General features: G+C 58.3%; 21 protein-coding genes. 3 read left to right on the plus strand and 18 right to left on the minus strand.

Features of this window, described 5'->3' with window-relative positions; all coding sequences use genetic code 11:
- Nucleotides 1-82 precede the first annotated feature (82 nt).
- The 5 genes from PI91_RS08365 to PI91_RS08385 all read right to left on the minus strand — a co-directional run bounded on the left by PI91_RS08365 (nucleotide 83) and on the right by PI91_RS08385 (nucleotide 5,116).
- On the minus strand, nucleotides 83-787 hold the full coding sequence (locus PI91_RS08365) for an ABC transporter ATP-binding protein (protein WP_032674317.1): 705 nt from the start codon (nucleotides 785-787) through the stop codon (nucleotides 83-85).
- Entirely contained in the window at nucleotides 774-1,610 is an 837-nt protein-coding gene (locus tag PI91_RS08370; protein WP_039265908.1) for an ABC transporter ATP-binding protein, read from the minus strand. Before PI91_RS08370 ends, PI91_RS08365 begins: the two co-directional genes overlap by 14 nt.
- Nucleotides 1,603-2,436 carry an ABC transporter permease gene (locus PI91_RS08375; RefSeq protein ID WP_039265910.1) on the minus strand — a complete coding sequence of 278 codons (834 nt, stop codon included), beginning with the start codon at nucleotides 2,434-2,436 and terminating at the stop codon, nucleotides 1,603-1,605. Before PI91_RS08375 ends, PI91_RS08370 begins: the two co-directional genes overlap by 8 nt.
- The gene (locus PI91_RS08380; protein ID WP_039265911.1) at nucleotides 2,436-3,449 is read right to left on the minus strand and encodes an ABC transporter permease; all 1,014 of its coding nucleotides are present in this window, start codon (nucleotides 3,447-3,449) and stop codon (nucleotides 2,436-2,438) included. Before PI91_RS08380 ends, PI91_RS08375 begins: the two co-directional genes overlap by 1 nt.
- Before the next feature lie 98 nt (nucleotides 3,450-3,547).
- A complete protein-coding gene (locus PI91_RS08385; protein WP_039265912.1) occupies nucleotides 3,548-5,116 on the minus strand; it encodes an ABC transporter substrate-binding protein in 1,569 nt (522 codons plus the stop codon).
- A gap of 201 nt (nucleotides 5,117-5,317) precedes the next feature.
- Between PI91_RS08385 and PI91_RS08390 the strand changes: the two genes are divergently transcribed.
- Entirely contained in the window at nucleotides 5,318-6,016 is a 699-nt protein-coding gene (locus PI91_RS08390; protein WP_032656114.1) for a GNAT family N-acetyltransferase, read from the plus strand.
- A gap of 33 nt (nucleotides 6,017-6,049) precedes the next feature.
- Here the strand turns inward: PI91_RS08390 and PI91_RS08395 are convergent, their stop codons facing one another.
- From PI91_RS08395 to betI, 8 genes are all read right to left on the minus strand, one after another.
- Nucleotides 6,050-7,744, minus strand: coding sequence for a thiamine pyrophosphate-binding protein (locus tag PI91_RS08395; RefSeq protein WP_039265913.1), 1,695 nt, complete (start codon nucleotides 7,742-7,744; stop codon nucleotides 6,050-6,052).
- Between the two features lie 33 nt (nucleotides 7,745-7,777).
- Nucleotides 7,778-8,518: an SDR family oxidoreductase gene (locus PI91_RS08400; RefSeq protein ID WP_039265914.1), complete on the minus strand. Its 741-nt coding sequence runs from the start codon at nucleotides 8,516-8,518 to the stop codon at nucleotides 7,778-7,780.
- A gap of 273 nt (nucleotides 8,519-8,791) precedes the next feature.
- On the minus strand, nucleotides 8,792-9,439 hold the full coding sequence (locus PI91_RS08405) for an anti-sigma factor domain-containing protein (RefSeq protein WP_039265915.1): 648 nt from the start codon (nucleotides 9,437-9,439) through the stop codon (nucleotides 8,792-8,794).
- Nucleotides 9,436-9,990: an RNA polymerase sigma factor gene (locus PI91_RS08410; RefSeq protein ID WP_039265917.1), complete on the minus strand. Its 555-nt coding sequence runs from the start codon at nucleotides 9,988-9,990 to the stop codon at nucleotides 9,436-9,438. Before PI91_RS08410 ends, PI91_RS08405 begins: the two co-directional genes overlap by 4 nt.
- Before the next feature lie 43 nt (nucleotides 9,991-10,033).
- Complete coding sequence (locus tag PI91_RS08415) at nucleotides 10,034-10,597, minus strand: fasciclin domain-containing protein (protein ID WP_023326865.1); 564 nt, start codon at nucleotides 10,595-10,597, stop codon at nucleotides 10,034-10,036.
- A gap of 143 nt (nucleotides 10,598-10,740) precedes the next feature.
- On the minus strand, nucleotides 10,741-12,405 hold the full coding sequence (betA, locus tag PI91_RS08420; RefSeq protein ID WP_023293075.1) for a choline dehydrogenase: 1,665 nt from the start codon (nucleotides 12,403-12,405) through the stop codon (nucleotides 10,741-10,743).
- 13 nt (nucleotides 12,406-12,418) lie between these two features.
- Entirely contained in the window at nucleotides 12,419-13,891 is a 1,473-nt protein-coding gene (betB, locus tag PI91_RS08425) for a betaine-aldehyde dehydrogenase (RefSeq protein ID WP_039265918.1), read from the minus strand.
- Between the two features lie 13 nt (nucleotides 13,892-13,904).
- Nucleotides 13,905-14,492, minus strand: a complete 588-nt coding sequence (gene betI / locus PI91_RS08430; protein ID WP_008500977.1) for a transcriptional regulator BetI — start codon at nucleotides 14,490-14,492, stop codon at nucleotides 13,905-13,907.
- Between the two features lie 128 nt (nucleotides 14,493-14,620).
- Between betI and betT the strand changes: the two genes are divergently transcribed.
- Entirely contained in the window at nucleotides 14,621-16,654 is a 2,034-nt protein-coding gene (gene betT / locus PI91_RS08435) for a choline BCCT transporter BetT (protein WP_039265919.1), read from the plus strand.
- A 157-nt stretch (nucleotides 16,655-16,811) separates the two neighbouring features.
- Here betT and PI91_RS08440 read toward each other — a convergent pair whose 3' ends face one another.
- The 5 genes from PI91_RS08440 to PI91_RS08460 all read right to left on the minus strand — a co-directional run bounded on the left by PI91_RS08440 (nucleotide 16,812) and on the right by PI91_RS08460 (nucleotide 21,364).
- The gene (locus PI91_RS08440; RefSeq protein WP_032656127.1) at nucleotides 16,812-17,321 is read right to left on the minus strand and encodes a type VI secretion system tube protein Hcp; all 510 of its coding nucleotides are present in this window, start codon (nucleotides 17,319-17,321) and stop codon (nucleotides 16,812-16,814) included.
- Nucleotides 17,321-17,677 (minus strand): putative T6SS immunity periplasmic lipoprotein, encoded by a 357-nt coding sequence (locus PI91_RS08445; protein WP_023334840.1) that lies wholly within the window; start codon nucleotides 17,675-17,677, stop codon nucleotides 17,321-17,323. Before PI91_RS08445 ends, PI91_RS08440 begins: the two co-directional genes overlap by 1 nt.
- Complete coding sequence (locus tag PI91_RS08450; protein ID WP_052232719.1) at nucleotides 17,674-18,234, minus strand: hypothetical protein; 561 nt, start codon at nucleotides 18,232-18,234, stop codon at nucleotides 17,674-17,676. The genes PI91_RS08445 and PI91_RS08450 overlap by 4 nt, the downstream gene beginning before the upstream one ends.
- 153 nt (nucleotides 18,235-18,387) lie before the next feature.
- Nucleotides 18,388-19,029, minus strand: coding sequence for an enterobactin synthase subunit EntD (gene entD, locus PI91_RS08455; protein WP_039265921.1), 642 nt, complete (start codon nucleotides 19,027-19,029; stop codon nucleotides 18,388-18,390).
- Nucleotides 19,030-19,114: 85 nt separating this feature from the next.
- Nucleotides 19,115-21,364, minus strand: a complete 2,250-nt coding sequence (locus PI91_RS08460; protein WP_008500981.1) for a TonB-dependent siderophore receptor — start codon at nucleotides 21,362-21,364, stop codon at nucleotides 19,115-19,117.
- Between the two features lie 144 nt (nucleotides 21,365-21,508).
- Here PI91_RS08460 and fes point away from each other — a divergent pair, with 144 nt between their 5' ends.
- A complete protein-coding gene (gene fes, locus PI91_RS08465) occupies nucleotides 21,509-22,708 on the plus strand; it encodes an enterochelin esterase (protein WP_039265922.1) in 1,200 nt (399 codons plus the stop codon).
- The last annotated feature ends 1 nt before the right edge of the window (nucleotide 22,709 follow it).

Raw genomic sequence — 22,709 nt, forward strand, 5'->3', positions numbered from 1 at the left:
TACCCGGCCTACGAAAAACCATCAACGCGGCACGAAACGTAGGCCCGGTAAGCGCAGCGCCACCGGGCACCGCCGCACGCACTTAACCCATCCTGTGCTCGCCCCGTAACATCGCCTCACGGTTAAACACCTTCTGGATCTTCCCGTGCGCCATCAATGCCGCCCGGTCGGACATATGGGCAATCACGTCCGCGTCGTGGCTCACCAGCAGATAGGTCATCTCATGCTCGGCCTTCAGGCGATTAAGCAGGTTCAGGATTTCCGCCTGCACCGACATATCCAGCGCCGAGGTCGGTTCATCCAGCAGCAGTAGCTGCGGGCGCAGCAGCAGCGCGCGGGCAATCGCAACGCGCTGACGCTGGCCGCCGGAAAGCTGGTGCGGGTAGCGCCTGCCCGCGTCGGCGGAGAGCCCCACCTCGTGCAGCGCATTGGCCACCTTCTCCGCGACCTGCGTCTCGCCGCGAATGTTCAACGGCTCCGACAGCGTGCGAGAAATCGTGTGGTTGGGATGCAGCGACGCCCACGGATCCTGAAACACCATCTGCACGTTGCGGCGAAGCTCGCCTTCAAAGCGTCGCCCTGGCGTTAACGCTTCTCCCAGCATCGCAATACTGCCGCGCCACTCGCGCTGCAGCCCCGCCAGCACGCGCAGAATAGTCGATTTCCCGCAGCCGGATTCACCGATCAGGCTGAACGTCTCGCCTTTCTCAATGCTAAAGCTGGCGGCCGAAACCGCCGTTTTTTCCCCGAAGGCGACCTGCACCTGGTTAACCTCAACGATCGCCATCGCTGGCCTCCTTCCACGGCTGCGAACGGTCGAGCGTCGGCAGCATCTGCCCATAGGTATGGGCGTCTGGACGACAGGTCCACAGGGTGCGCGTGTACGGATGCGTCGCCTGCGGGAGCCGGCTTGCCGCCATCTCATCGACCTTTTCGCCCTGATACATCACCAGCACGCGGTCGCAGTGCTCCGCCACCAGCGGCAGATCGTGGCTGATGAGCAGCATCGCCATCTGGCGTTCTTCGCACTGCTGCACGAGCAGCTCGAGGATCTGGTTGCGCAGGCGGGCGTCCAGCGCGGAGGTCGGTTCGTCGGCAATCAGCACCTGCGGGTTGTTGATCAGCGCCATCGCAATCATCACCCGCTGGCCCATGCCTCCGGAAAGTTCGCCGGGATAGCGTGACAGCACGTTCTCGCCCAGCCCGACGGCGCGGAGGATGTCGTGAATACGCGCCGTACGCTCCGGACGCGGCAGGCGCTGATGCAGGGTCAGCGCCTCATCAAGCTGGTCGGCGACGCTTTTCACGGGGTTAAGGGCGTAGCGCGGATCCTGCAGGACCATCGCAATCCCGTTGCCGCGCAGCGCCTGCCAGCGGCGGGCGTTCAGGGTCAGCAGATCGTTGCCCAGCACGTTAAGCCGGTTGGCGCTCACGATACCGGGTTTACGCACCAGACCCATCAGGGCGCGGGCGGACATGGACTTGCCGGAGCCGGATTCCCCCACCAGCGCCAGCCGCTCGTTGCCAAGCGTAAAGCTCAGGTTGTTGACCACGCGTGCGGCGGGGTAGTCGATATTCAGCGCATCGACGATGACGCGGTGTTCAGTCATGCTGTGGCTCCAGTACGTCGCGCAGGCCATCGCCTAACAGGTTAAACGCCAGGCTGGCAAACAGAATCGCTCCGCCCGGAATAGCGGCAATCCACCACTGGTCGAAAATCACCTGCATGCCGTCGGCAATCATCGCCCCCCATTCGGCCATGGGCGGACGTGCGCCAAGGCCGAGGAAGCCGAGACCGGCGGCGGCCAGAATAATCCCCGCCAGATCCAGCGCCAGCCGCACAATCGCGGACGGCAGGCACAGGGGCAGAATATGGCCGACCAGCAGGCGCGAGCCGCGGATCCCCATCATCTCCGCGGCGGCCAGATAATCGCTGTGGCGCAGACGCTGAATCTCGCTCCGCGCCTGACGCGCGTAGGCGGGCCAGGTGGTTAAGGCCAGCGCCAGCGCGCCGTTGACCAGCCCCGGGCCGAGCATCACCACAAACGCGAAGGCGAGGATTAGGCGCGGCATCGACATCACCACGTCGGTAAAGCGCATCAGGACTCGCTCCAGCCAGCCGCCGTAGTAGCCGGACAGAATCCCCACCAGCAGCCCGGCGGGCAGGGTGATAACGGTGACTAATGCCACCAGCCCGAGCGCCGGACGGGTGCCGTAAATCAGGCGCGAGAGCAGATCGCGCCCGTAGCTGTCGGTGCCCAGCCAGTGCTGGTCGTTCGGTGCCTGCAGGCGCGCGGCGGCGTCCTGCCAGTTCGGATCAACCGGTGCCAGCCAGGGCGCGAACAGGGCAATAAACACCAGCAGCGCCAGGGCAATCAGCCCGCAAACGGCGGCAGGGGAGCGGCGCAGGCGGCGTAAGAAGAGATAAAACGGCATCAGCGCACCCTGGGATCGGTCGCCCGCACAAGCAGGTCGGTAAGGTTATTGATCAGCACAAAGCAGACGCCGATCAGCAGCGTGCCGCCCATGACCGCGGTGGTGTCTCCGGCAAACAGGGCGGTGGTGAGATAGCGTCCGATGCCCGGCCACGAGAAGACGGTTTCGGTTAATACCGCACCTTCCAGCATGCTGGTATAGGCCAGGGCGATCACCGTCAGCAGGGTGCTGCGAATGTTCGGCAGCACGTGGCGCAGCAGAATGGTCATCTCCCCGGCACCCTTGGCGCGGGCAAGCAGGATGTACTCCTTGTTCATTTCGCCGAGGCAGGCGGAGCGGGTCAGGCGGGTAATGCTCGCCAGCGAGTAGTACGCCAGCAGCACCACCGGCAGCACCAGGTGGCTGATGGCGTTGCGAAACGCCTCGCGATCGCCGGAAAGCCAGGTATCTATCAGCGCAAAGCCGGTGCGCGGCTCGACGGCGAACTGCCAGATGTCGTCCAGCCTGCCGGGGCCCGCGCTCCACTGCAGCTTCGCGTAGAACAGGGCCAGCATCAGCAGGCCAAGCCAGAAAATCGGCACCGAGTTGCCGAGCAGGGTGAGCGTTCTGATCGCTAAATCGAGCGGCGAACCGGCGTAGCGGGCGCACAGCACCCCGGCCGTCACGCCGAGCACGGACCCGATGATTAACGCCAGGGTCGCCAGCTCCAGCGTGGCGGGGAAGGCGTGCAGCAGATCCTGCAGCACCGGCTGCCCGGTGGCGCTGGCGATGCCTAAATCTCCGTGGGCAAGGTTTTGCAGGTAGTGCCAGAACTGCACGGGCAGGGGACGATCCAGCCCAAGCTGGTGGCGAACCTGATCGTACGTTGACTGGCTGGCGTGATCGCCGACGATCTGCAGCACGCGATCGACCGGTGAAAACGCCGAGAGCGCAAACGTGACGAGCAGCAGCCCGAAAAGCGTCAGCAGCAGGGTCAGCAGACCCTGAAGCACGCGGGTGGAAAGATGTGGCATGGAAAATCTCTTCATGCCGGGTGGCGGCTTCGCCTTACCCGGCCTACAAAAACCGAGAACACAGGCCGGGTAAGCGCAGCGCCACCCGGCAACAAGGGCTACTTCGTGACGCGATCGTACCAGACCATATCCGCGTTCAGCCCCTGCTGATACCCCTTCACGTTATCGCGCACCACGATCTGGGTTTTGCCCTGATCGACGAACACGTACGGCGAGCTTTGCTGCAGCTGTTCCTGCATTTTCTTGTACAGATCCAGACGTTTCGCCGGATCCGGTTCGGCTACCGCCGCCAGCGTGGCCTTGTTTAGCTCCGGGATTTTCCAGCCGTTCAGACCGGCCACGGTGCTGGACTTCCCGTCGTTCCACACGAAGGCGCTGGCGTTGGAGTGCGCATCGAAGTAGTCCGGGATCCACAGACGAATCGCCGCCTGATGCTGCTTCGCGCGCACGCGGGCATAGACCTGGCTCCCGGCGGCAGGCAGCAGATCCACCTTCACGCCACCCTGCGCAAAGCTCGCCTGCATCGACTGGGCAATAGTGATAAACGGCGGCTTGTTCTCCACGTCCAGCGTGAAGTGCGCGTCCTTAATCCCCGCTTTGGCGAGGATTGCCTTCGCTTTTGCCGGGTCAAATTTAAACGGATTGTCTTCCAGCGCGCCCGGCAGGCCGACCGGCAGGAAGCTCTGGTGAACAAAATACTGGCCTTTCAGCAGGTTCTTCGTGATGCCGTCATAGTCGACCAGCCAGCGCGACGCTTCCCAGAACGCCGGGTTGTTCAGCAGCGGATTGGCGCTGTTGCCGGTGTTAAACACCAGGTAATTCTGCTCCGCAGAAGGGATGCTCAGCACCTTCACGCCCGGCTTGCCGTCCAGGGCGCTTATCTGATCTGCACCCAGATCGCGCGCCACGTCCGCATCCCCCTGCTGGACAAGCAGGCGGCGTGAAGCCGGATCGGGGACGTTTTTAATGATGATGCTTTTCAGCTTCGGCGCGCCGCCGGGCGCGGAGTCGTTAGCTTCCAGCACGATGGCCTGATGCGGCTGATAGACGCGCATTTTGAACGCGCCGCTGCCCGCCGAGTGCATTTTCAGCCACGCGTTACCGAAGTCATTATCCTTCACATTCGCGGCGACCTCTTTTTCATCAACGATAGAGGCAATCGGCGTGGAGAGAATATTCAGCGCCACCGATGGGCTGACGTCCGCCGTCCAGTGAAGCTGGAGGGTATGATCGTCCACTTTCTTCAGCTGGCTGGCGATGTTGCTCGCGTCCCAGCCCAGCACGTTGAGGATAAAGGCCGGGGATTTGTTCAGCGTCACGGCGCGGGTATAAGAGAAGATCACGTCTTCCGGGCGCAGCGGGTTGCCGGAGGCGAATGTCGCATCGGGTTTAAGCTTGATGGTCAGGGTTTTTGCTGCCGCGTCCGCGTCCCAGCTTTCTGCCAGAACCGGCGTGATTTTTTCCGGATTATCGCGGTCCGGCTGCACCAGACGCTGGTACAGGCTCGGCACGGTCTGGATGCTGGAGAGCTCGTTGGCTTCGGCCGGGTCGAGGCTCACGATGTCATCAAGCCCCTGGGCAACCACCAGCGTGTTGGGCGGCGTAGCGGCGTGGGCGGCGCCTGAGAGCGCAGCCAGCACCAGTAACGGCAACAGTTTTTTTGTCATAGCGATCCCTGAGAAGAATATATTGTGATTGTTTTATACTCCGCTACGTTAGGGCGACGGTGACATTCCACAAAGTCGAAATTCAGCTTTACTTATGCCTTCCGGGAATATCGCATGCGCTCGGGCTATTAAAACACGCTGCTTTTCGCCTGCTTTTTAACCTGCTATAACAAATGCCTTACCTTTCAGGGAGTCACCGCCGTGCCCGAAATCAATCAACATGGTCAAACCGTTAACGATATCGTTCCCGACTGGAAAGGCGCGCGCGCGTTAACCCGCACGCCGCTGTTCGGCCAGTATTGTCGCCTGGAGCCGCTGGACGCCGATCGCCACGCGGCCGATCTCTTTGAGGCCTACGCGCTGGGCGACGACAGCGACTGGACGTGGCTTGCCAGCACGCAGCCCACGAGCGTGGAAGCCACGGCGCACTGGATCATGGCGAAGGTCATGGACGATGAGCTGGTGCCGTTTGCCGTCATTGACTTACGCACCGAACGGGCGGTGGGGCTGGTGAGCTATATGGCCAACGAGCGGCTGTTGGGCTCGGTGGAAATTGGTCACGTCACCTGGTCGCGCAAAATGAAAGGTTCCCGCATCGGCACCGAAACGGTGTGGCTGCTGCTGAAAAATGCGTTTGAGCACGGCTACCGGCGCCTCGAGTGGAAGTGCGATTCCATGAACGTGGCGTCGCGCAGGGCGGCGGAGCGGCTGGGGTTTGTCTGGGAAGGACGCCTGCGCCAGAAGCTGGTGCGCAAAGGGCGCAACCGCGACAGCGATATGCTTTCTATTATTGACGGCGAATGGCCGCAAAGAGACGCGGAGCTGCGCGCCTGGCTGGCGGCAGAGAATTTTGACGATGAAGGGCGGCAGATAAAGCGGCTTGAGGCGTTTCGGTTATAAGTTTTTTATGTAGGGTACAGCGTAAACGCGCGGTTAATCCGCGGAAATCGCGATTTCAATCAGGTTGGTTTTTCCTGACTGCAGGCCGCGCGTTACCGCTTCGGCGATATCCGCAGCCTCGGTCACCCGGCAGCAGTGGACGCCCATGGCGGTGGCCAGCGACTGAAAATCGATATGCGGGTTCACCAGGTCCATCCCGATAAAACGCCCCAGCCGCGTTGAGCTGTAGTCAGCCTGGCTCTTCATAAAGTTTTTCAGGATGTTGTACTCCCTGTTATTCATGACGATAAAGGTGACCGGCAGATTTTCGTGTGCCGCCGTCCAGAGCGCCTGCGGCGAGTAGAGGGAGGCTCCGTCTCCAACTAAACACACTACCGGCTCGCGGCCCAGCCCAAGCGAGTGACCTACTGCTGCGGGCATCCCCCAGCCCAGTCCGCCGCCGCGCATAAAGTAGTAGCGCTGGTGCTGCTGGTCAGAGATGAACCGGCGGACATGCCTGGCGGTCGCTATCGCCTCATCCACGATGGTGGTACCCGCCGGAATGGATCGGATGACTTCCCAGGCTGCGACCATCGGCGAAAGGGCCGGGCGTAGCCGCTCGGCGGCGAGACGTTCTTCCTGTTGCTGCCACTCCTTCTCTCGTTCGTCGCGGGCCGCCACCAGCAGCCGCTGGTGGGCCAGCGTGCTGGCGATCAGGCGCTGCTTAAGCTTTGGCAGCAGTTCGTGCAGGGACAGTTTGATATCCCCCATCACCGAAAGGCGAGTGGCATAGGTGCGGCCAAGCTCGTGCATATCCGCCGAGAGCTGGTACACCGCGCAGGTCGCCGGAATAGCCTCGCCCTCGCTGTACAAAATGGTGATCAGGCTTCTGCCGCCGATGATAAATACGGCATCGTAGGCATTGATGATGCTGGCGATTTCGCTGGCGGTGGTGGGCATATTGCCCCGCCAGAGCGCGTGCTGAGTGGGAAAAGGCAAATTCAGCGGCCAGGAGGAGCCGTAGACGTGGGCGCTGAGCGCTTCCGCCAGCTCGACAATCTCCTGCGTCGAGCCGCTGGAGTGCACCTCATCGCCCGCCACAATCATGATCCTGCCCGGCGCGATCTCGCTGAGCGCCTCCGCCAGCTCGTCCAGCGAGCCCGCCACGGTGTGGTAGTTCACTCTCGACGGCGTCTGTATCCCGGCATCGCTCAGCTCTTCCATCACGTTCATCGGCAGGGAGAGCAGCACCGGACCGGCCGGAGGATAGCTGGCAGCGTGAAACGCGCGGCGCACCAGCACCGGGAGCTGGTCGGCGCTGGTGACCTCCTGCGCCCATTTCATGACCGGGGAGCCAATGGAAACAATATCGTCATACAGCAGCGGGTCGCGGACGTAGTGCCGCGTATCCTGCTGTCCAACGGTCACCACCAGCGGGGTTTTCATGATCCGCGAATTAATGAGATTCCCCATGCCGTGCCCCAGGCCGCTCGCGGTATGCAAATTGATAAAGCCCGTTTTGCCGGAGGCTTTCGCATAGCCGTCGGCAATCGCCACCACGGTGCTCTCCTGAAGCGCCAGAATATAGTGAATATTTTCATGGCGAAGCAGGGCATCAATCAGAGGAAGCTCGGTGGTGCCGGGGTTGCCAAAAATATATTCCACGCCTTCACTCTCCAGCACTTCAAGAAGAATATCGGCACCCGTTCGCATATTGAGATCTGATAAGGACGTTAATGATTTAATCATACTGACACCTCATTCAGCATTATTTAACGCAGGCTAAAATTCTTCCTGCGTTGGACGCACAACAATTTCATTAATATCAACGTCGCCAGGCTGTTCTATGGCAAATAAAACCGCGCGGGCTATTGCGTCAGCCGGAATAGCCTGCTTATAAAACTCATGGAGAAATTTTTTACTCTCTTCGTCAGAGCTGCCGAATTGCAGCTCGCTTTCGACGGCGCCGGGCGAAATAAGCGTCGTGCGGATAGTTTTACCCGCCTCCTGACGTAAGCCTTCACTCAGCGCGCGGACGGCGAATTTTGTGGCGCTGTACACCACGCCGCCAGGTGCCAGCACCTTGATGCCCGCGACGGAGGCAACGTTAATAAAATGTCCGCTGCCCTGACGCTGGAACACCGGCAACGCGGCCGCGATGCCGTACAGCACCCCTTTCAGATTGGTGTCAATCATCTTGTCCCATTCGTCGGTTTTCAGCTCGCTAAGCGGGGCGATAGCCATAAAGCCCGCGTTGTTGATTAGCACATCCACGCGCTGGTAGGCGGCAACGGCAGCGTCAATGGCGCGCTGAACCTCCTCCTGACGGGTGACATCGGCCTTCACGGCTATCGCCTTGCCGCCTTGCTGAATAATCTGATCCACCAGGGCATTAATTCTGTCCAGACGGCGCGCCACCAGCACCAGCGAAAACGCGTTATTCGCTAAATGGAGGGCAATCGCCTCACCAATACCGCTGCTGGCACCGGTAATGACAACAACCTTGTTTGCACTATTATTCATGATCTTATCTCGCTATTGAGTGATGCAAAAAATAAAAGGCAGAGAAGCATTAATGAATAATGACAAATTCATTAATGCGGTTTTTGATATATTGTGTATCGGAAATAAAATAATGTTCGTTTAAAACTTAATGGAGTACGCAAGAGTCTGTCAATGTCGTTTTTTAATAATTACATTAATTACAGGCTTAATATTTAATTCTTATAGGTAACCGAGAAAAGTATATAAATGAAATGGGGGCACGATAGCGGCCCTGCGAACAGGGCCTGAGAATTACAATTTGCCACTGTAAAGCACCGGGCCTGTGGGGAGCCCAGTGGGCGATCCGCCCTCTGGTTCAAGGCTTATGGCTATCGTGGCGTCAGGAGGGAGCGTTGTGTTCCTGAGGGTGACGCGTGTCGGTATGTCGTTATGAAGCAGCCCCATGGAGACCGGCGCCTGCCCGCCTGGGATCAGCCAAAGCTGGAGGCTGTGTTGCGCCGCGACGGCCGTCGGCCGAAGAGGGGCAATGCTTAAGTGCTGGCGGCTGGCATCCGCGCTAACGACCCATTCCCCGTGCTGTTGGGCATCGTTGAGGACCATCAGCGGAACGAGTTCCGGGGTACGGATGGCATACCAGGCAACGACCGACAGGGCGGCGAGGGAGGCCGCAGCCATCCAGCCGACATAAGGCCGACTTTTGCGTAAAGGCTTTTTGGGCGGCAGGTCGAGGGCGATTCTTTTCCACACCGTCTCGGGTGGAGGGACGGGCACAAGATGACTATCCAGCGTGCTGAACATGTCCTGCCAGTACGCTACGCGGGCGGCCAGAGCCGGTTCACGGAGGACCCTTTTCTGGAACTGAAGCCGCGCTCCTCCCCGCAGCGTGCCGAGGGCATACTCTGCTGCCAGCATGTCGTCGCGTTTTTCTGCGTCATTCATAGCCCCACGCACTCCCGAAGATGATCCATTGCCCGACGTATCCAGCTTTTCACCGAGCCTACAGGCTGCTGGAGCCAGTCGGCAATGTCGCTGTGAGACATTCCCTGATAGTAGGCGAGCGTAATGCTCTGGCGCTGCTCGCTGCTCAAATGTTCGAGACAATGCCTGAGCCGCTCAGCCTGCGCATCGTCGTGCCAGTTATTCTGCTCATCGCTTTCGCTCAGCAGAATATCTTCCGAATACGACTCTTCACGGGCTCCAGCCCGGGTTTGCCCGCTGCGCAGCCAGTCAATACAGCGGTTGCGAACAATATGCGTAAGCCAGGTCATCGGGGAGCTCAGTGCAGCGTTGTAGGTTTCGGCTTTACTCCAGACGGTGACAAAACAGTCGTGCAGGATCTCTTCTGCCCAGGCGCGGTCGCGCAGCATGCGCAGCGCAACGGCAAACAGGTGAGGCGATGTGAGTCGGTAAAGTTGTTCAAATGCGCGGCGATCGCCGTTAGCGATCGCCTGCATTAATTTCAACTGCTGTTCAGCCAGCGCGTTATCCATGTTTTTTCCGGAAGGCAACGTCACACTTCCGAAGTATAGACAACTACTTAGGCATCAGGACGGTATCAATCACATCGATCACGCCATTTTTCTGATGGACGTCGTAGGTGCTGATGTTCGCCACGTTACCTTTACCATCCTTGAGCTGAATATTGTGCGGGCCGTTGCTCATGATCCACAGCGGCTGACCGTTAACGGTCTTCAGCTCCGCGTGGCCGCCGCCCTGTTTAATTTTCTGCTCCAGCGCTTTCATATCGTAATTACCGGCGACCACGTGATAGGTCAGGATGCTGGTGAGCGTGGCTTTGTTTTCGGGTTTGACCAGGTTCTCGACCGTGCCGGCAGGCAATTTCGCAAACGCCGCATTGGTTGGGGCAAACACGGTGAAGGGCCCTTTGCTCTGGAGCGTATCCACCAGCCCGGCCGCTTTGACGGCGGCCACCAGCGTAGTGTGATCTTTCGAGTTCACGGCGTTTTCAACAATATTTTTGCTCGGGAACATCGCCGCTCCGCCCACCATCACGGTGTCTGACGTCATGGCTGCTGATGCGCCTGCACAGAAGAGTATCGCGCTGGATACGAATGCAACACTGAGTAGCTTTTTCATCATTTATCCTCGGATTAAGGAGCAAAGGCGTTGCTCACATACTCATATACGAGGGGCGGGGGGAAACTGGATGCAGGGAAATGAAAATAAATTTGTGGCGGGGAAGTGAATTCCCTCTCCCCGGTGGGGAGAGGGCAAATGACTTAGCGTCTCACCGGTGCCCCGTTCGCCACATAATACGCCGCCGTGCTCTTCGCCAGCGGCTCGCGACCGCGAATGGCGTCGGCAATCTTCTCACCAATCATAATGGTGGTGGCGTTCAGGTTGCCGGTGATGATCTGCGGCATAATCGACGCATCCACCACGCGCAGCCCTTCCAGCCCGTGAACGCGGCCTTCGCCGTCGACCACCGCCATCTCGTCGTAACCCATCTTGCAGGTGCCGCACGGGTGGAAGGCGGTTTCCGCGTGGTTGCGCACGAACTCGTCCAGCTGCTCGTCGGTCTGGCAGTCAATACCCGGACTGATTTCGCGGCCGCGGTACTTGTCCAGCGCGGGCTGGTGCATGATCTCGCGGGTGATGCGGATCGCGTCGCGGAACTCCTGCCAGTCCTGCTCGTGGGACATATAGTTGAACAGAATCGCCGGATGCTGATGCGGATCGCGCGACTGGATGCGCACGTGTCCACGGCTCGGGGAGCGCATGGAGCCGACGTGGCACTGGAAGCCATGTTCTTTCACCGCGTTCGAGCCGTTGTAGTTAATCGCCACCGGCAGGAAGTGGTACTGAATGTTTGGCCACTCAAACTCCTCGCGGCTGCGGATAAACCCGCCCGCTTCGAAGTGGTTGCTCGCACCTATACCGGTGCCGCCAAACAGCCACTCCGCGCCAATCTTCGGCTGGTTCCACCACTGCAGGGCAGGGTAGAGCGAGACCGGCTCTTTACATTCGTACTGGAGGTACATCTCCAGGTGATCCTGCAGGTTTTCTCCCACGCCGGGCAGATCGTGCACCAGCGGAATATCGAACTGCTTCAGCAGGTCAGCGTTGCCCACGCCGGAGCGCTGGAGGATCTGCGGGGAGGCAATCGCCCCGGCGCTCAGCAGCACTTCTTTTTTTGCCGTCGCTTTGGAGGGGATGGTGCTTTCACCCTCCAGCCACTCGACGCCCACCGCGCGTTTGCCCTCAAAGAGGATGCGATCGGTCATGGCGTGGGTGCGGATGGTCAGGTTCGGACGCGGTTTCGCCTGATCCAGATAGCCGCGGGCGGTGCTGGCGCGTCGGCCCTGCGGGGTGACCGTGCGATCCATCGGGCCGAAGCCCTCCTGCTGATAGCCGTTGAGATCGTCTGTGCGCGGATAGCCCGCCTGTACGCCCGCCTCCACCATCGCCTCGAACAGCGGGTTCACGCCCGGTTTCGAGGTGGTAACGCTCACCGGACCGTCGCCGCCGTGATAGTCGTTCGGCCCCACGTCGCGGGTCTCTGCCTTGCGGTAGTAGGGCAGGCAGTTGAGGTAGCTCCAGTGCTCCAGGCCCGGCTCTTTCGCCCAGTGGTCGAGGTCCATCGCGTTACCGCGGATGTAGCACATGCCGTTGATCAATGACGAGCCGCCCAGCCCTTTGCCGCGTCCGCACTCCATGCGGCGGTTGTTCATGAAGGGTTCTGGCTCGGTTTCGTACGCCCAGTTGTAGCGCTTGCCCTGCAGCGGGAACGCCAGCGCGGCGGGCATCTGGGTGCGGAAGTCAAAGCGGTAATCCGGTCCGCCTGCTTCAAGCAGCAGGACGGTGGTGTTCGGATCTTCAGTCAGTCGTGTAGCCAGCACGTTGCCGGCAGAGCCGGCCCCGATAATGATGTAGTCAAATTGCAAATAAACCTCCCGGTTAAAATATGGACTGGAATTTACCCATCTCAACCTGGATGGACTTCACCTGGGTGTAGCTCTGCAGCGTCATCACGCCGTTCTCGCGGCCAATGCCGGAGTGCTTGTAGCCGCCGACCGGCATCTCTGCGGCGGATTCACCCCAGGTGTTGATCCAGCAGATGCCCGCTTCGAGCTGATGAATGGCGCCGTGGGCGCGGTTCAGGTCGGCCGTGACGATGCCTGCCGCCAGCCCGTAGTCGGTGTCGTTGGCGCGGCGAATCGCTTCCTCAATGGACTCATAGGTGAGGATGGACATCACCGGGCCGAAGATCTCTTCGCGCACGATGGTCATCTCGTCGGTGCAGTCGGTGAACACGGTTGGGGCCACCCACGCGCCGTTATCGAAGCCTTCGCCCTTCAGCACGTCGCCGCCGCACAGCACGCGCGCGCCTTCCTCTTTGCCTTTGGCGATGTAGCGCATCACGCTGTCGCGGTGCGGGAAGCTGACCATCGGGCCAAAGTTGGTCGCTTCATCGAACAGATCGCCCGCGCGGATGCGGCCCACGCGTTCAGTGATTTTCTGCTCAAACGCGGCTTTGAACTTAGCCGGAACAAACACGCGGGTGCCGTTGGTGCAGACCTGGCCGGAGCTGAAGAAGTTGGCCATCATGGCGATGTCCGCCGCGAGATCCAGATCCGCATCGTCGAAAATAATCAGCGGCGATTTACCGCCCAGTTCCATCGTCACCTCTTTCAGGGACGAGGCCGCGGCGTTCGCCATCACTTTTTTGCCGCTGGCGACGCCGCCGGTAAAGGAGACTTTGGCGATGCCCGGATGCTCGGTCAGGTACTGGCCGGTCTCTGCGCCCACGCCCGGCAGGACGTTAAACACGCCGTCCGGCAGGCCCGCTTCGGTGTAGATCTCGGCAAGCTTCAGGGCGGTAAGCGGCGTCACTTCGCTCGGCTTGAAGATCATCGCGTTACCTGCCGCCAGCGCCGGGGCCGATTTCCACAGGGCGATCTGGATCGGGTAGTTCCACGCGCCGATGCCCGCCACCACGCCCAGCGGCTCGCGGCGGGTGTAGACGAATGAGGTCTCACGCAGCGGGATCTGGCTGCCTTCCAGCGCCGGGATCAGCCCCGCGTAGTACTCCAGCACGTCCGCGCCGGTGACGATGTCGACGGTGGAAGTTTCGGAATACGCTTTACCGGTGTCGAGGGTTTCCAGCTTTGCCAGCTCGTCGTTGCGCTCGCGCAGGATGTCGACGGCGCGACGTAGAACGCGGGAGCGCTCCATGGCGGTCATCGCCGCCCAGATTTTTTGCCCGCGTTTTGCGCTTTCCACGGCGCGGTCGACGTCTTCACGCCCGGCAGCCTGTACGGTCGCCAGAACGTCACCGTTGGCCGGGTTGATGGTCTCGAAGGTGCGACCGCTGGTGGCCGATGTATAACCACCATTGATATAAAGCTGCTGTTCTGCCATTCGGGACATAAATTCTCCTCGGTTAGTCGGTCGGTAAATGCTGGCTGATAAAGTGGCTGGTGAGCGACTGCGCCAGGGTCTTATCCAGCGGCTTGCCGCTCAGCGCGGCGCGCAGCCACAGCCCGTCGATCAGCGCCGCCAGCCCGTAGCCCGCCTCCTGGGCCTGCTCGCGCGGAAGCTCGCGGCGGAACTCGTACACCAGGTTCGACAGCAGGCGGCGGCTGCTCACCTGCTGCAGGCGGTAGAGCATGGGCTGATGCATGCTGCTTGCCCAGAAGGCCAGCCAGGCCTTCATCGCCGCGCTGCTCACCTGGGTTTCATCAAAGTTACCGCCGACAATCGCCTGCAGACGCTGCTCCGCGCTGCCGTTCGGCAGGGCGTGCAGGCGGCTTAATACCGCATCGCGCAGCTGGCCGGTGATGTCGCGCATGGTCGCTTCCAGCAGGCCGTTTTTGTCTTTGAAATAGTGACTGATGATCCCCGTGGAAACGCCTGCCCGACGGGCGATCTGCGCGATCGTCGCGTCGTGCATTCCCACTTCATTTATTGCTTCCAGCGTGGCGTCGATAAGCTGCCTGCGCCGGATCGGCTGCATCCCCACTTTGGGCATTTTTGCCACTCCATTCATCAGCGTTGGTTAACCATTAAAGCGGTTTTTGATTGGACGTTCAATATAAAATGTGTCTTAATTGTTGCGGATTTGGATTTTAATAGTTACAAAAACAGTGAGGATACTGGATGACAGACCTTTCACAGGACAGAGAAAAAGACAAAATCAACCCGGTCGTTTTTTATACGTCCGCCGGGCTGATTTTGTTGTTTTCCCTGACAACGATCTTCTTTCGCGATTTTTCTGCCGAGTGGATTGGGCGCACCCTGAACTGGGTGTCAAAGACCTTCGGCTGGTACTACCTGCTGGCGGCGACGCTCTATATCGTCTTTGTGGTCTGCATTGCCTGCTCGCGCTTCGGCTCCGTGAAGCTCGGGCCAGAGCAGTCCAAGCCAGAATTCAGCCTGCTGAGCTGGGCCGCGATGCTGTTTGCCGCGGGCATCGGCATTGATCTGATGTTCTTCTCCGTGGCGGAACCGGTCACGCAGTATATGCAGCCGCCGGAAGGGGCAGGGCAGACGATGGAGGCCGCGCGCCAGGCGATGGTCTGGACGCTGTTCCACTACGGCCTGACCGGCTGGTCAATGTACGCCCTGATGGGCATGGCGCTGGGATACTTTAGCTATCGTTATAATTTGCCCCTCACCATTCGCTCCGCGCTGTACCCGATTTTCGGTAAAAAGATTAACGGCCCGATTGGCCACAGCGTCGATATCGCGGCGGTGATCGGCACCATCTTCGGTATTGCGACCACGCTCGGGATTGGCGTGGTGCAGCTCAACTACGGGCTGAGCGTGCTGTTTGATATTTCGGATTCGATGGCGGCGAAAGCGGCGCTGATTGCGCTCTCCGTCATTATTGCCACCATTTCGGTGACGTCGGGCGTCGATAAAGGCATCCGCGTGCTCTCCGAACTGAACGTGGCGCTGGCGCTGGGCCTCATCCTGTTCGTGCTGTTTATGGGCGACACCTCGTTCCTGCTCAATGCCTTAGTGCTGAACGTGGGCGACTACGTGAACCGCTTTATGGGCATGACGCTGAACAGCTTCGCCTTTGACCGTCCGGTGGAGTGGATGAACAACTGGACGCTGTTCTTCTGGGCGTGGTGGGTGGCGTGGTCGCCGTTTGTCGGCCTGTTCCTGGCGCGTATTTCGCGCGGGCGCACCATCCGCCAGTTTGTGATGGGCACGCTGATTATCCCGTTCACCTTTACCCTGCTGTGGCTGTCGATTTTCGGCAACAGCGCGCTGCACGAGATCATCCACGGCAACGCAACCTTTGCCCATGAAGCGATGGCGCACCCGGAGCGCGGCTTCTACAGCCTGCTGGCGCAGTACCCGGCGTTCACCTTTAGCGCCTCCGTGGCGACCATTACCGGCCTGCTGTTCTACGTCACCTCGGCGGATTCCGGCGCGCTGGTGCTGGGTAACTTCACCTCGAAGCTGAAGGACATCAACAGCGATGCCCCGAACTGGCTGCGCATCTTCTGGTCGGTCGCCATCGGCCTGCTGACGCTCGGCATGCTGATGACCAACGGCATTTCGGCGCTACAGAACACCACGGTGATCATGGGGCTGCCGTTCAGCTTCGTCATCTTCTTTGTGATGGCCGGGCTGTATAAATCGCTCAAGGTGGAAGATTACCGCCGCGTCAGCGCCAGCCGCGATACCGCACCGCGTCCGATGGGGGCGCAGGACAGACTGAGCTGGAAGAAACGCCTGTCGCGCCTGATGAACTACCCGGGCACGCGCTACACCAAACAGATGATGGAGACGGTCTGCTTCCCGGCAATGGAAGAGGTGGCGCAGGAACTGAAGCTGCGCGGTGCGTACGTGGAGCTGAAAAACCTGCCGCCAGAGGAGGGTGAAACCCTGGGGCACCTGGATCTGCTGGTGCACATGGGCGACGAGCAGAACTTTGTCTACCAGATCTGGCCGCAGCAGTACTCGGTCCCCGGCTTTACCTACCGGGCGCGCAGCGGGAAATCGACCTACTACCGGCTGGAGACCTTCCTGCTTGAAGGAAGCCAGGGGAATGATTTGATGGACTACAGCAAGGAGCAGGTGATTACGGACATTCTGGACCAGTATGAACGGCACCTGAACTTTATCCATCTGCACAGGGAAGCGCCGGGGAATAGCGTGATGTTCCCAGATGTTTGAACCTTGAAGTGAAGAACGTAAAAAGGCATCGCCGCTGCCTTCATGCCGGGTGGCGGCGATGCCTTACCCGGCCTACAAAACCGGTTTACCATAGGCCTGATAAGCGAAGCGCCATCAGGCGTTAAATGTGCTTTGGGACTGAAAGGCAATATTTCCTTTATTTATATTCACCATTCTGTTTTTCTTTCTGCGCAGATTTCATCCATGCATCATCATAAATAATATTGCCTTTAACATAGTTCCATTGAATGCCACGAAATCGCAGGCCTACTACTTCATGCATGTTAGGGGCAGAACTGCCTGGATAGTATACATGCGTAAAATCTAAAGATGATATTACCACGCTATCAAGCGTGATGGTGTAGATCTCTCTTTCTGCTCCCGCTTCAATAATTTCATAATATTTAATAATGGCTTTTTGCAGGCGTCTTCCTTCGCAAGCGACAACGGCAAGGTAAGGACTTACCTTATCTAATTGCTTATGCAGCGTAACCGGGCCATGCTGTCGTGTTCCGGTCATATTTCCGGTATGACTATCGACGGCTTGTTTTACACCATAGCTGCTGTTCATGATTTCGATAGCACCTTCTCGACCTGGCATCATACATTCGCCCTGTACGAGCATTCCGTTCTCGTCGTAGAGAAATAGGTAAGCGGGTAGTGACATTATCGTTCTCCTAAATTTATTAGCTTGCCATTTTTATCGATATCGAACTGATGTACATATTCTTTGCCATTTAAGCCGTAGTGAATTACGTAAGTATGTTCATTCTCCCATTTAATATTCATACAAGTATCAGGATAGGAAGCGTTTAAATCACCGTATCCGGATCCCGTCACTATGCTTATCTGATGGGCTTTGCTTGAATAAATTGTATAATATTTCAAAATGTCATTTTTATTTATGCTGAAACAAATATGATTGCCGTTAATAAAAGTTAGTCGTGTTTTGGGGGCTCGTTTACCACCGGGACAGCCGGTAATTGAAATACATATAGCAATAATAACCAGCAGTTTTTTCATCCGGGAAATCCTTTTAAAACTGTTTTATATTTATTCAGGAGATAATAGAGTGTTTCTTTAAGATGCAGATCGCGATATTGTAATAAACTTTGATTTTTATCCAGACCAAAGTATTTCAATAACCAGTAATCGCTTACAATTGATGCTTGTTGTTCTAACCCATAATGCAATAGAGATACTTTATCTAAACTATAAGTATAGTCAGCAATACCGGAAAATAATCCTCTGGTCCTGACAAACATCCCTTTTTGTGTTTGCCAGACGTGCATCATCTCATGCATAAATCTATGCTTCTTAACTAAGTCGTCCTCTAATGAGAAATCAGGTGAATAAGTTTCTTCTCTAAACCACATTTCACCATTGGGACTCATCGCTATATCGACAGGCTGGAGATTAAAAGGAAGATAACTTTCCCTGTGCACCCACACCAGATGATAATGGATACTGTAACCGTAAAGCGTCTTCGCGAGGGCTATCTCACCGATGGTGAGTTGTCGGATACCGCCTGGGTTAATCGGGGTTCCTGAGGTGGGAATAATGCGTTCATTTACCGGCATTATAAATCCATTGTAATAATGTGGTTATTGGGTTTTTATCCTACTCCTGTCGAAATGGAAAAGAAGATTGATATATTCCTAAAAAACGATTTTTGCGTTGTGAGAAATAAATCAAATAGGGAATGAAAGAAGATTTTCGAAACCTGATGAGCGTTACAGCAAAGTGATCGCGTGGTCGCCATGAAGCAGCCAGTGAAGTGTAAATAGAGTTCCTACTTTAAACTCAGCCTGTGGGTAGGTCAGCGCTAGCGTGAGTGTTTTCTCATTGAGTCTTGTTATGCGGGCACAGTCAAAACCCATGTAAATCTTCACCCGCGGGTAGAGTGCCTTAAACAGACTCTCTTTGGCGCTGAATGCAAGCGTCAACGCCAGCGCAAAGGGGTAGCCCGAGCGCGTCAGGCACATCGCTTCCTGTGCATTAATGATGCCGTCCTGGATTTCTCGGGCTTCACGGTCAGGAAGAATGGCTTCGCAATCAATACCCACAAGCGCGTCTGGATAACGGACGGCAACCGCCATCGCCTGCGTGCCGCTGTGGGTGATGCTCCCTGAAACGCCTTCCGGCCAGAGCGGTTCACCGCTGGGGCCGATGCCGGGCACGGTGTGGTCAGGTAAGGCATGTGCGGCGGCGATGCGGCCTGCCAGATGCTCGGCTTTGCGTTTGCGCCCGGCGTTTGCAAGCTCAGCGTGGTGGGGGAGCCAGAGGAGATCGGCGTCGGTGAAGGTGGTTGGGTCGAAGGTGACGTGGTGTACGGTATGGCCGGCGAGAATGAACGTGCGGTGGGTGGTGTGCATGGTTTCCCCTCTATCAATAAATAGTGCGGCCTGATGCCCTCACCCAGCCCTCTCCCACAGGGAGAGGGCGGCGTTGTTGCCTTTATCAGAATCGCGTATTCACGCTCATATACCACGTGCGGCCTGGCTCATTATAGGTATAAGCCCCCGCGCCGTACATATACGCGCCGGTGGTGGCGTTCCCGGTCGTCTGGGCATTACCCGCACGCCACTGACGCTTGTCGAAGACGTTATCCACGCCGCCGGTCAGGCTGACGTTTTTGGTCATGTCCCAGGTCGCGCTCAGACCAACGATGCTGTACGGGCTGACTTCATCTTTCTCAGACCCGGTCACTGGCTGACCTTTGTAGTTGTACTTCTTCGGCTGCTGCTTGCCGTACCAGGTAAAGGTCGACTGGAGCGACACGTCCTGATGAACCTGCCAGCTCAGGGTCGAGTTCAGCGTGTACTCCGGAATGATCGACAGACGGTCGCCGGTCTCCTTGTTCTTGCTCTGCAGCATGTAGGTGATGTTGTTGGTCCAGTTAATGGTGTCGCTGACCGGCACGTTCAGGGAGCCTTCCAGCCCTTCAACCACCGCTTTCGGTACGTTTTCCCACTGGTAGATATCCGTCTGCACTTTACCGGACGAGGTGTGGCCGATCGGCGCGTAGCCCGCTTCGATCTTGTTGCGGTAGTCGTTGCGGAACCAGGTCACGCCCGCCAGCCAGCCGTCGCGCTTCCACTCCAGACCAATCTCTTTGTTGATGCTGGTTTCGGCCTTAAGATCGTCGTTACCCATCATGTAGCAGCCTACGCCGTCGGAGCTGGCGTAGCAGCCCTGACCTTTGCTGTAGAGCAGGTAGTTCGGGTTGGTCTGATACAGGCTTGGCGCCTTATAGGCGCGGGCGATGCCCATCTTCAGCGTGAAGTCATCCCCCAGACCCTGCGACAGGTTCAGGGACGGGCTCCAGTTGTTGCCGACGATGGTGTGGTGGTCGAAGCGCAGGGCAGGGGTCAGCATGGTGCTGTCGGTCAGCTCCATGTTGTTCTCAGCGAACAGGGAGAAGATTTCCGCTGAGGTGTACGGGCTGCGATCGTTACTCATGCCCGGAATGGTGCCGCCCTGCAGGGTTTGCGTGAAGGAGGTGGAATCTTTCATGCGCTGCTGGTTCCACTCGGTACCCAGCGTCAGGTTCTGGTTAACGAGGAAATCAATCGGCAGGTTGATTTCGCTGTGCAGCATCACGTCGGCCAGATCGGTGTCGGTGAATTTATTGCTGTTGAACAAGCCTTCCGTACCGCCCGCCAGCCCTTCACCCAGACGGGAGTTGCGGGTGTGCTCGTACTGCGCCCAGTTGCTGGTGGTAATGCCGTTATCCCAGCCGCCGTTCCAGGTCACCGCGAAGTTCTGGCGATAGATACGGTTGGTTTCTTTGCCGTAGTTCTTTTTCACCAGGCCGCTGGAGCTGTTGTCGTTGTTGGTGTTCTGGGTATCACCGGCGTAGAGGTTGTTCTGACGGCTGTAGCCCGCCTCAAATTCCAGAGACTGCATCGGCGCAAAGTCCCAGCGCACCACGCCGTTGATGTCTTTATTTTCTACACCCTCGCGGCCAGCAGGCAGCGTGTCGGCGTAGGCACCGGTACGGTCAGACTGGTGACCCTGGTTGATGTCCCACGCGTCGGCCTGGGTTTTGTCCAGATTGCCGAACATGCGGAAGCTGAAGTCGCCGCCCAGCGGGCCGCTCAGGCTGAAGTTGGTGCGTTTGGTGGAACCTTCATCCTTGTGCTCAGGCGCATTCAGGTAGGTGTTCCAGGAGCCGTGCCACTGGTCGTCGAATTTTTTGGTGATGATGTTCACCACGCCGCCTGCCGCGCCGTTGCCGTAGCGCGCGGCGGCAGGACCGCGAATCACTTCGATGCGCTCGATCATCTCCGGCGGCACCCAGCCGGTATCGCCGCGGGTGTCACGCTCGCCGCGCCAGCCCAGACGGATGGAGTTACGGCTGGTCACCGGCTTGCCGTCGATCAGGATCAGGGTGTTTTCTGGCCCCATGCCGCGGATATCAATCTGACGGTTATTCCCGCGCTGGCCGCTGGTGGAGTTACCGGTCAGGTTAACGCCCGGCATGGTACGAATGATTTCCGCCACGTCGCGCGCGGGCGGGTTTTTGCGGATCTCATCGGCGGTGATGGTCGATACCCCCGGCGCCTGCAGATTCTGCTCGGCGGCGGTGATCACCATCGTATCTTCGTGCTGCGCAGAGGCGGTGTTGTCGTCTGCCAGAGCAGGCAGCGCGACGCCATAAATCCCTAAATTGACCAGCAAGGCCAGAGAGTGAATCTTCTTATTCATTGTACGTCCTGCTTTTGTGGTTGTTTTATGAGCGCTTCCCACAGCGCGGGCACTACGCTATTGCAAATGCAAATAGTTATCAATAATATTATCAATAAAATTTGCTCTGAAACAAAAAAGACTGTTAAACATGAGGTTATAAGGGTGACGGCGTTAACAACGGGAAGTGAAGCGTGGTGGCAGTCGAAAAACGGGCCTGAATGGACGCCGGAAAAGGGAAACTATCGCGTCACGTTCTGGTGGCGTGACCCGACAGGAACGCAAAGAACGTCACCGATCAAACGCGTCTGGCTCTACGTCACCGGCGTGACCGATCACCATCAAAATGCCCGCCCGCAGTCCCTCGAACGCATTCCCGATACCGACGTCTGGCAGTGGCAGGGCGATTTCAGCCCCGAGTGGCGCGGAAGCTACTGTTTTATCCCTTCCGTGAATGAAAACGATTTTGCCAGCGTTGTGTTTGAAGGCGAGCAGCCGGAACGCATGGCGCTGCGTGAAGGCTGGCGCAAGCTGCTGCCGCACGCGGTTTCAGACCCGCTGAACCCGCAAAGCTGGCGCGGCGGGCGCGGCCATGCCGTTTCCGCGCTGGAAATGCCGCAAGCACCGGTTCAGCCGGGGTGGAATCATCCCGATACGCCGTATCAGCCGCCAGTCTGCATTGAGTGGGAAAGCGCGCGCCTGAAAAATCGCCGCCGCATCTGGATTTTCACCACCGGGGATCATAGCCCGGAACGCCCGCTGGCGGTGCTGCTCGACGGGCAGTTCTGGGCCGAAAGCATGCCGGTCTGGCCTGCGCTGGCGTCGCTCACTGCCGGGCGCAACCTGCCGCCAGCGGTCTACGTCTTAATCGATGTTATCGATATGACGCATCGCAACCGCGAGCTGCCGTGCAATCCCGACTTCTGGCTGGCGGTGCAGGAAGAACTTCTCCCCCTTGTCCAAAAACATGCGCCGTTTAGCGACCGCGCCGACCGTACGGTGGTCGCAGGGCAAAGCTTTGGCGGTCTCTCTTCCCTTTATGCCGCACTGCACTGGCCGCAGCGTTTTGGCTGCGTGCTTAGCCAGTCCGGCTCCTACTGGTGGCCACACCGCAGCGGCCAGCAGGACGGGCTGTTAATCGAGCAACTTAAAACCGGCGAAATATCCCCTCGCGGGCTACGCATCCTTCTTGAGGCCGGGCGCAACGAGCCGCTCATCTTCCGCGCGAATCAGGCGATTTATGCCGAACTGCACACACACCAACCGGTTATCTGGCGTCAGGTTGACGGCGGACACGATGCACTTTGCTGGCGCGGTGGGCTGACGCAGGGGCTTATCACCCTCTGGCAGCCGCTTATTCACTAAC

The organism is Enterobacter sp. FB (assembly GCF_000805795.1).
In the GTDB taxonomy this organism is placed as follows: Bacteria; Pseudomonadota; Gammaproteobacteria; order Enterobacterales; family Enterobacteriaceae; genus Enterobacter; species Enterobacter roggenkampii.

Bases quoted from the DNA above. Each gene is read 5' to 3' on its own strand.
- PI91_RS08405 (WP_039265915.1), bottom strand. From the start codon at position 9,439: ATGAATGACGCAGAAAAACGCGACGACATGCTGGCAGCAGAGTATGCC.
- betB (WP_039265918.1), bottom strand. From the start codon at position 13,891: ATGTCCCGAATGGCAGAACAGCAGCTTTATATCAATGGTGGTTATACA.
- PI91_RS08375 (WP_039265910.1), bottom strand. From the start codon at position 2,436: ATGCCGTTTTATCTCTTCTTACGCCGCCTGCGCCGCTCCCCTGCCGCC.
- PI91_RS08365 (WP_032674317.1), bottom strand. From the start codon at position 787: ATGGCGATCGTTGAGGTTAACCAGGTGCAGGTCGCCTTCGGGGAAAAA.
- PI91_RS08400 (WP_039265914.1), bottom strand. From the start codon at position 8,518: ATGAATAATAGTGCAAACAAGGTTGTTGTCATTACCGGTGCCAGCAGC.
- betI (WP_008500977.1), bottom strand. From the start codon at position 14,492: ATGCCCAAAGTGGGGATGCAGCCGATCCGGCGCAGGCAGCTTATCGAC.
- PI91_RS08450 (WP_052232719.1), bottom strand. From the start codon at position 18,234: ATGCCGGTAAATGAACGCATTATTCCCACCTCAGGAACCCCGATTAAC.
- PI91_RS08460 (WP_008500981.1), bottom strand. From the start codon at position 21,364: ATGAATAAGAAGATTCACTCTCTGGCCTTGCTGGTCAATTTAGGGATT.
- PI91_RS08415 (WP_023326865.1), bottom strand. From the start codon at position 10,597: ATGAAAAAGCTACTCAGTGTTGCATTCGTATCCAGCGCGATACTCTTC.
- entD (WP_039265921.1), bottom strand. From the start codon at position 19,029: ATGCACACCACCCACCGCACGTTCATTCTCGCCGGCCATACCGTACAC.
- betT (WP_039265919.1), top strand. From the start codon at position 14,621: ATGACAGACCTTTCACAGGACAGAGAAAAAGACAAAATCAACCCGGTC.
- PI91_RS08370 (WP_039265908.1), bottom strand. From the start codon at position 1,610: ATGACTGAACACCGCGTCATCGTCGATGCGCTGAATATCGACTACCCC.
- PI91_RS08440 (WP_032656127.1), bottom strand. From the start codon at position 17,321: ATGTCACTACCCGCTTACCTATTTCTCTACGACGAGAACGGAATGCTC.
- PI91_RS08380 (WP_039265911.1), bottom strand. From the start codon at position 3,449: ATGCCACATCTTTCCACCCGCGTGCTTCAGGGTCTGCTGACCCTGCTG.
- PI91_RS08445 (WP_023334840.1), bottom strand. From the start codon at position 17,677: ATGAAAAAACTGCTGGTTATTATTGCTATATGTATTTCAATTACCGGC.
- PI91_RS08395 (WP_039265913.1), bottom strand. From the start codon at position 7,744: ATGATTAAATCATTAACGTCCTTATCAGATCTCAATATGCGAACGGGT.
- PI91_RS08385 (WP_039265912.1), bottom strand. From the start codon at position 5,116: ATGACAAAAAAACTGTTGCCGTTACTGGTGCTGGCTGCGCTCTCAGGC.
- PI91_RS08410 (WP_039265917.1), bottom strand. From the start codon at position 9,990: ATGGATAACGCGCTGGCTGAACAGCAGTTGAAATTAATGCAGGCGATC.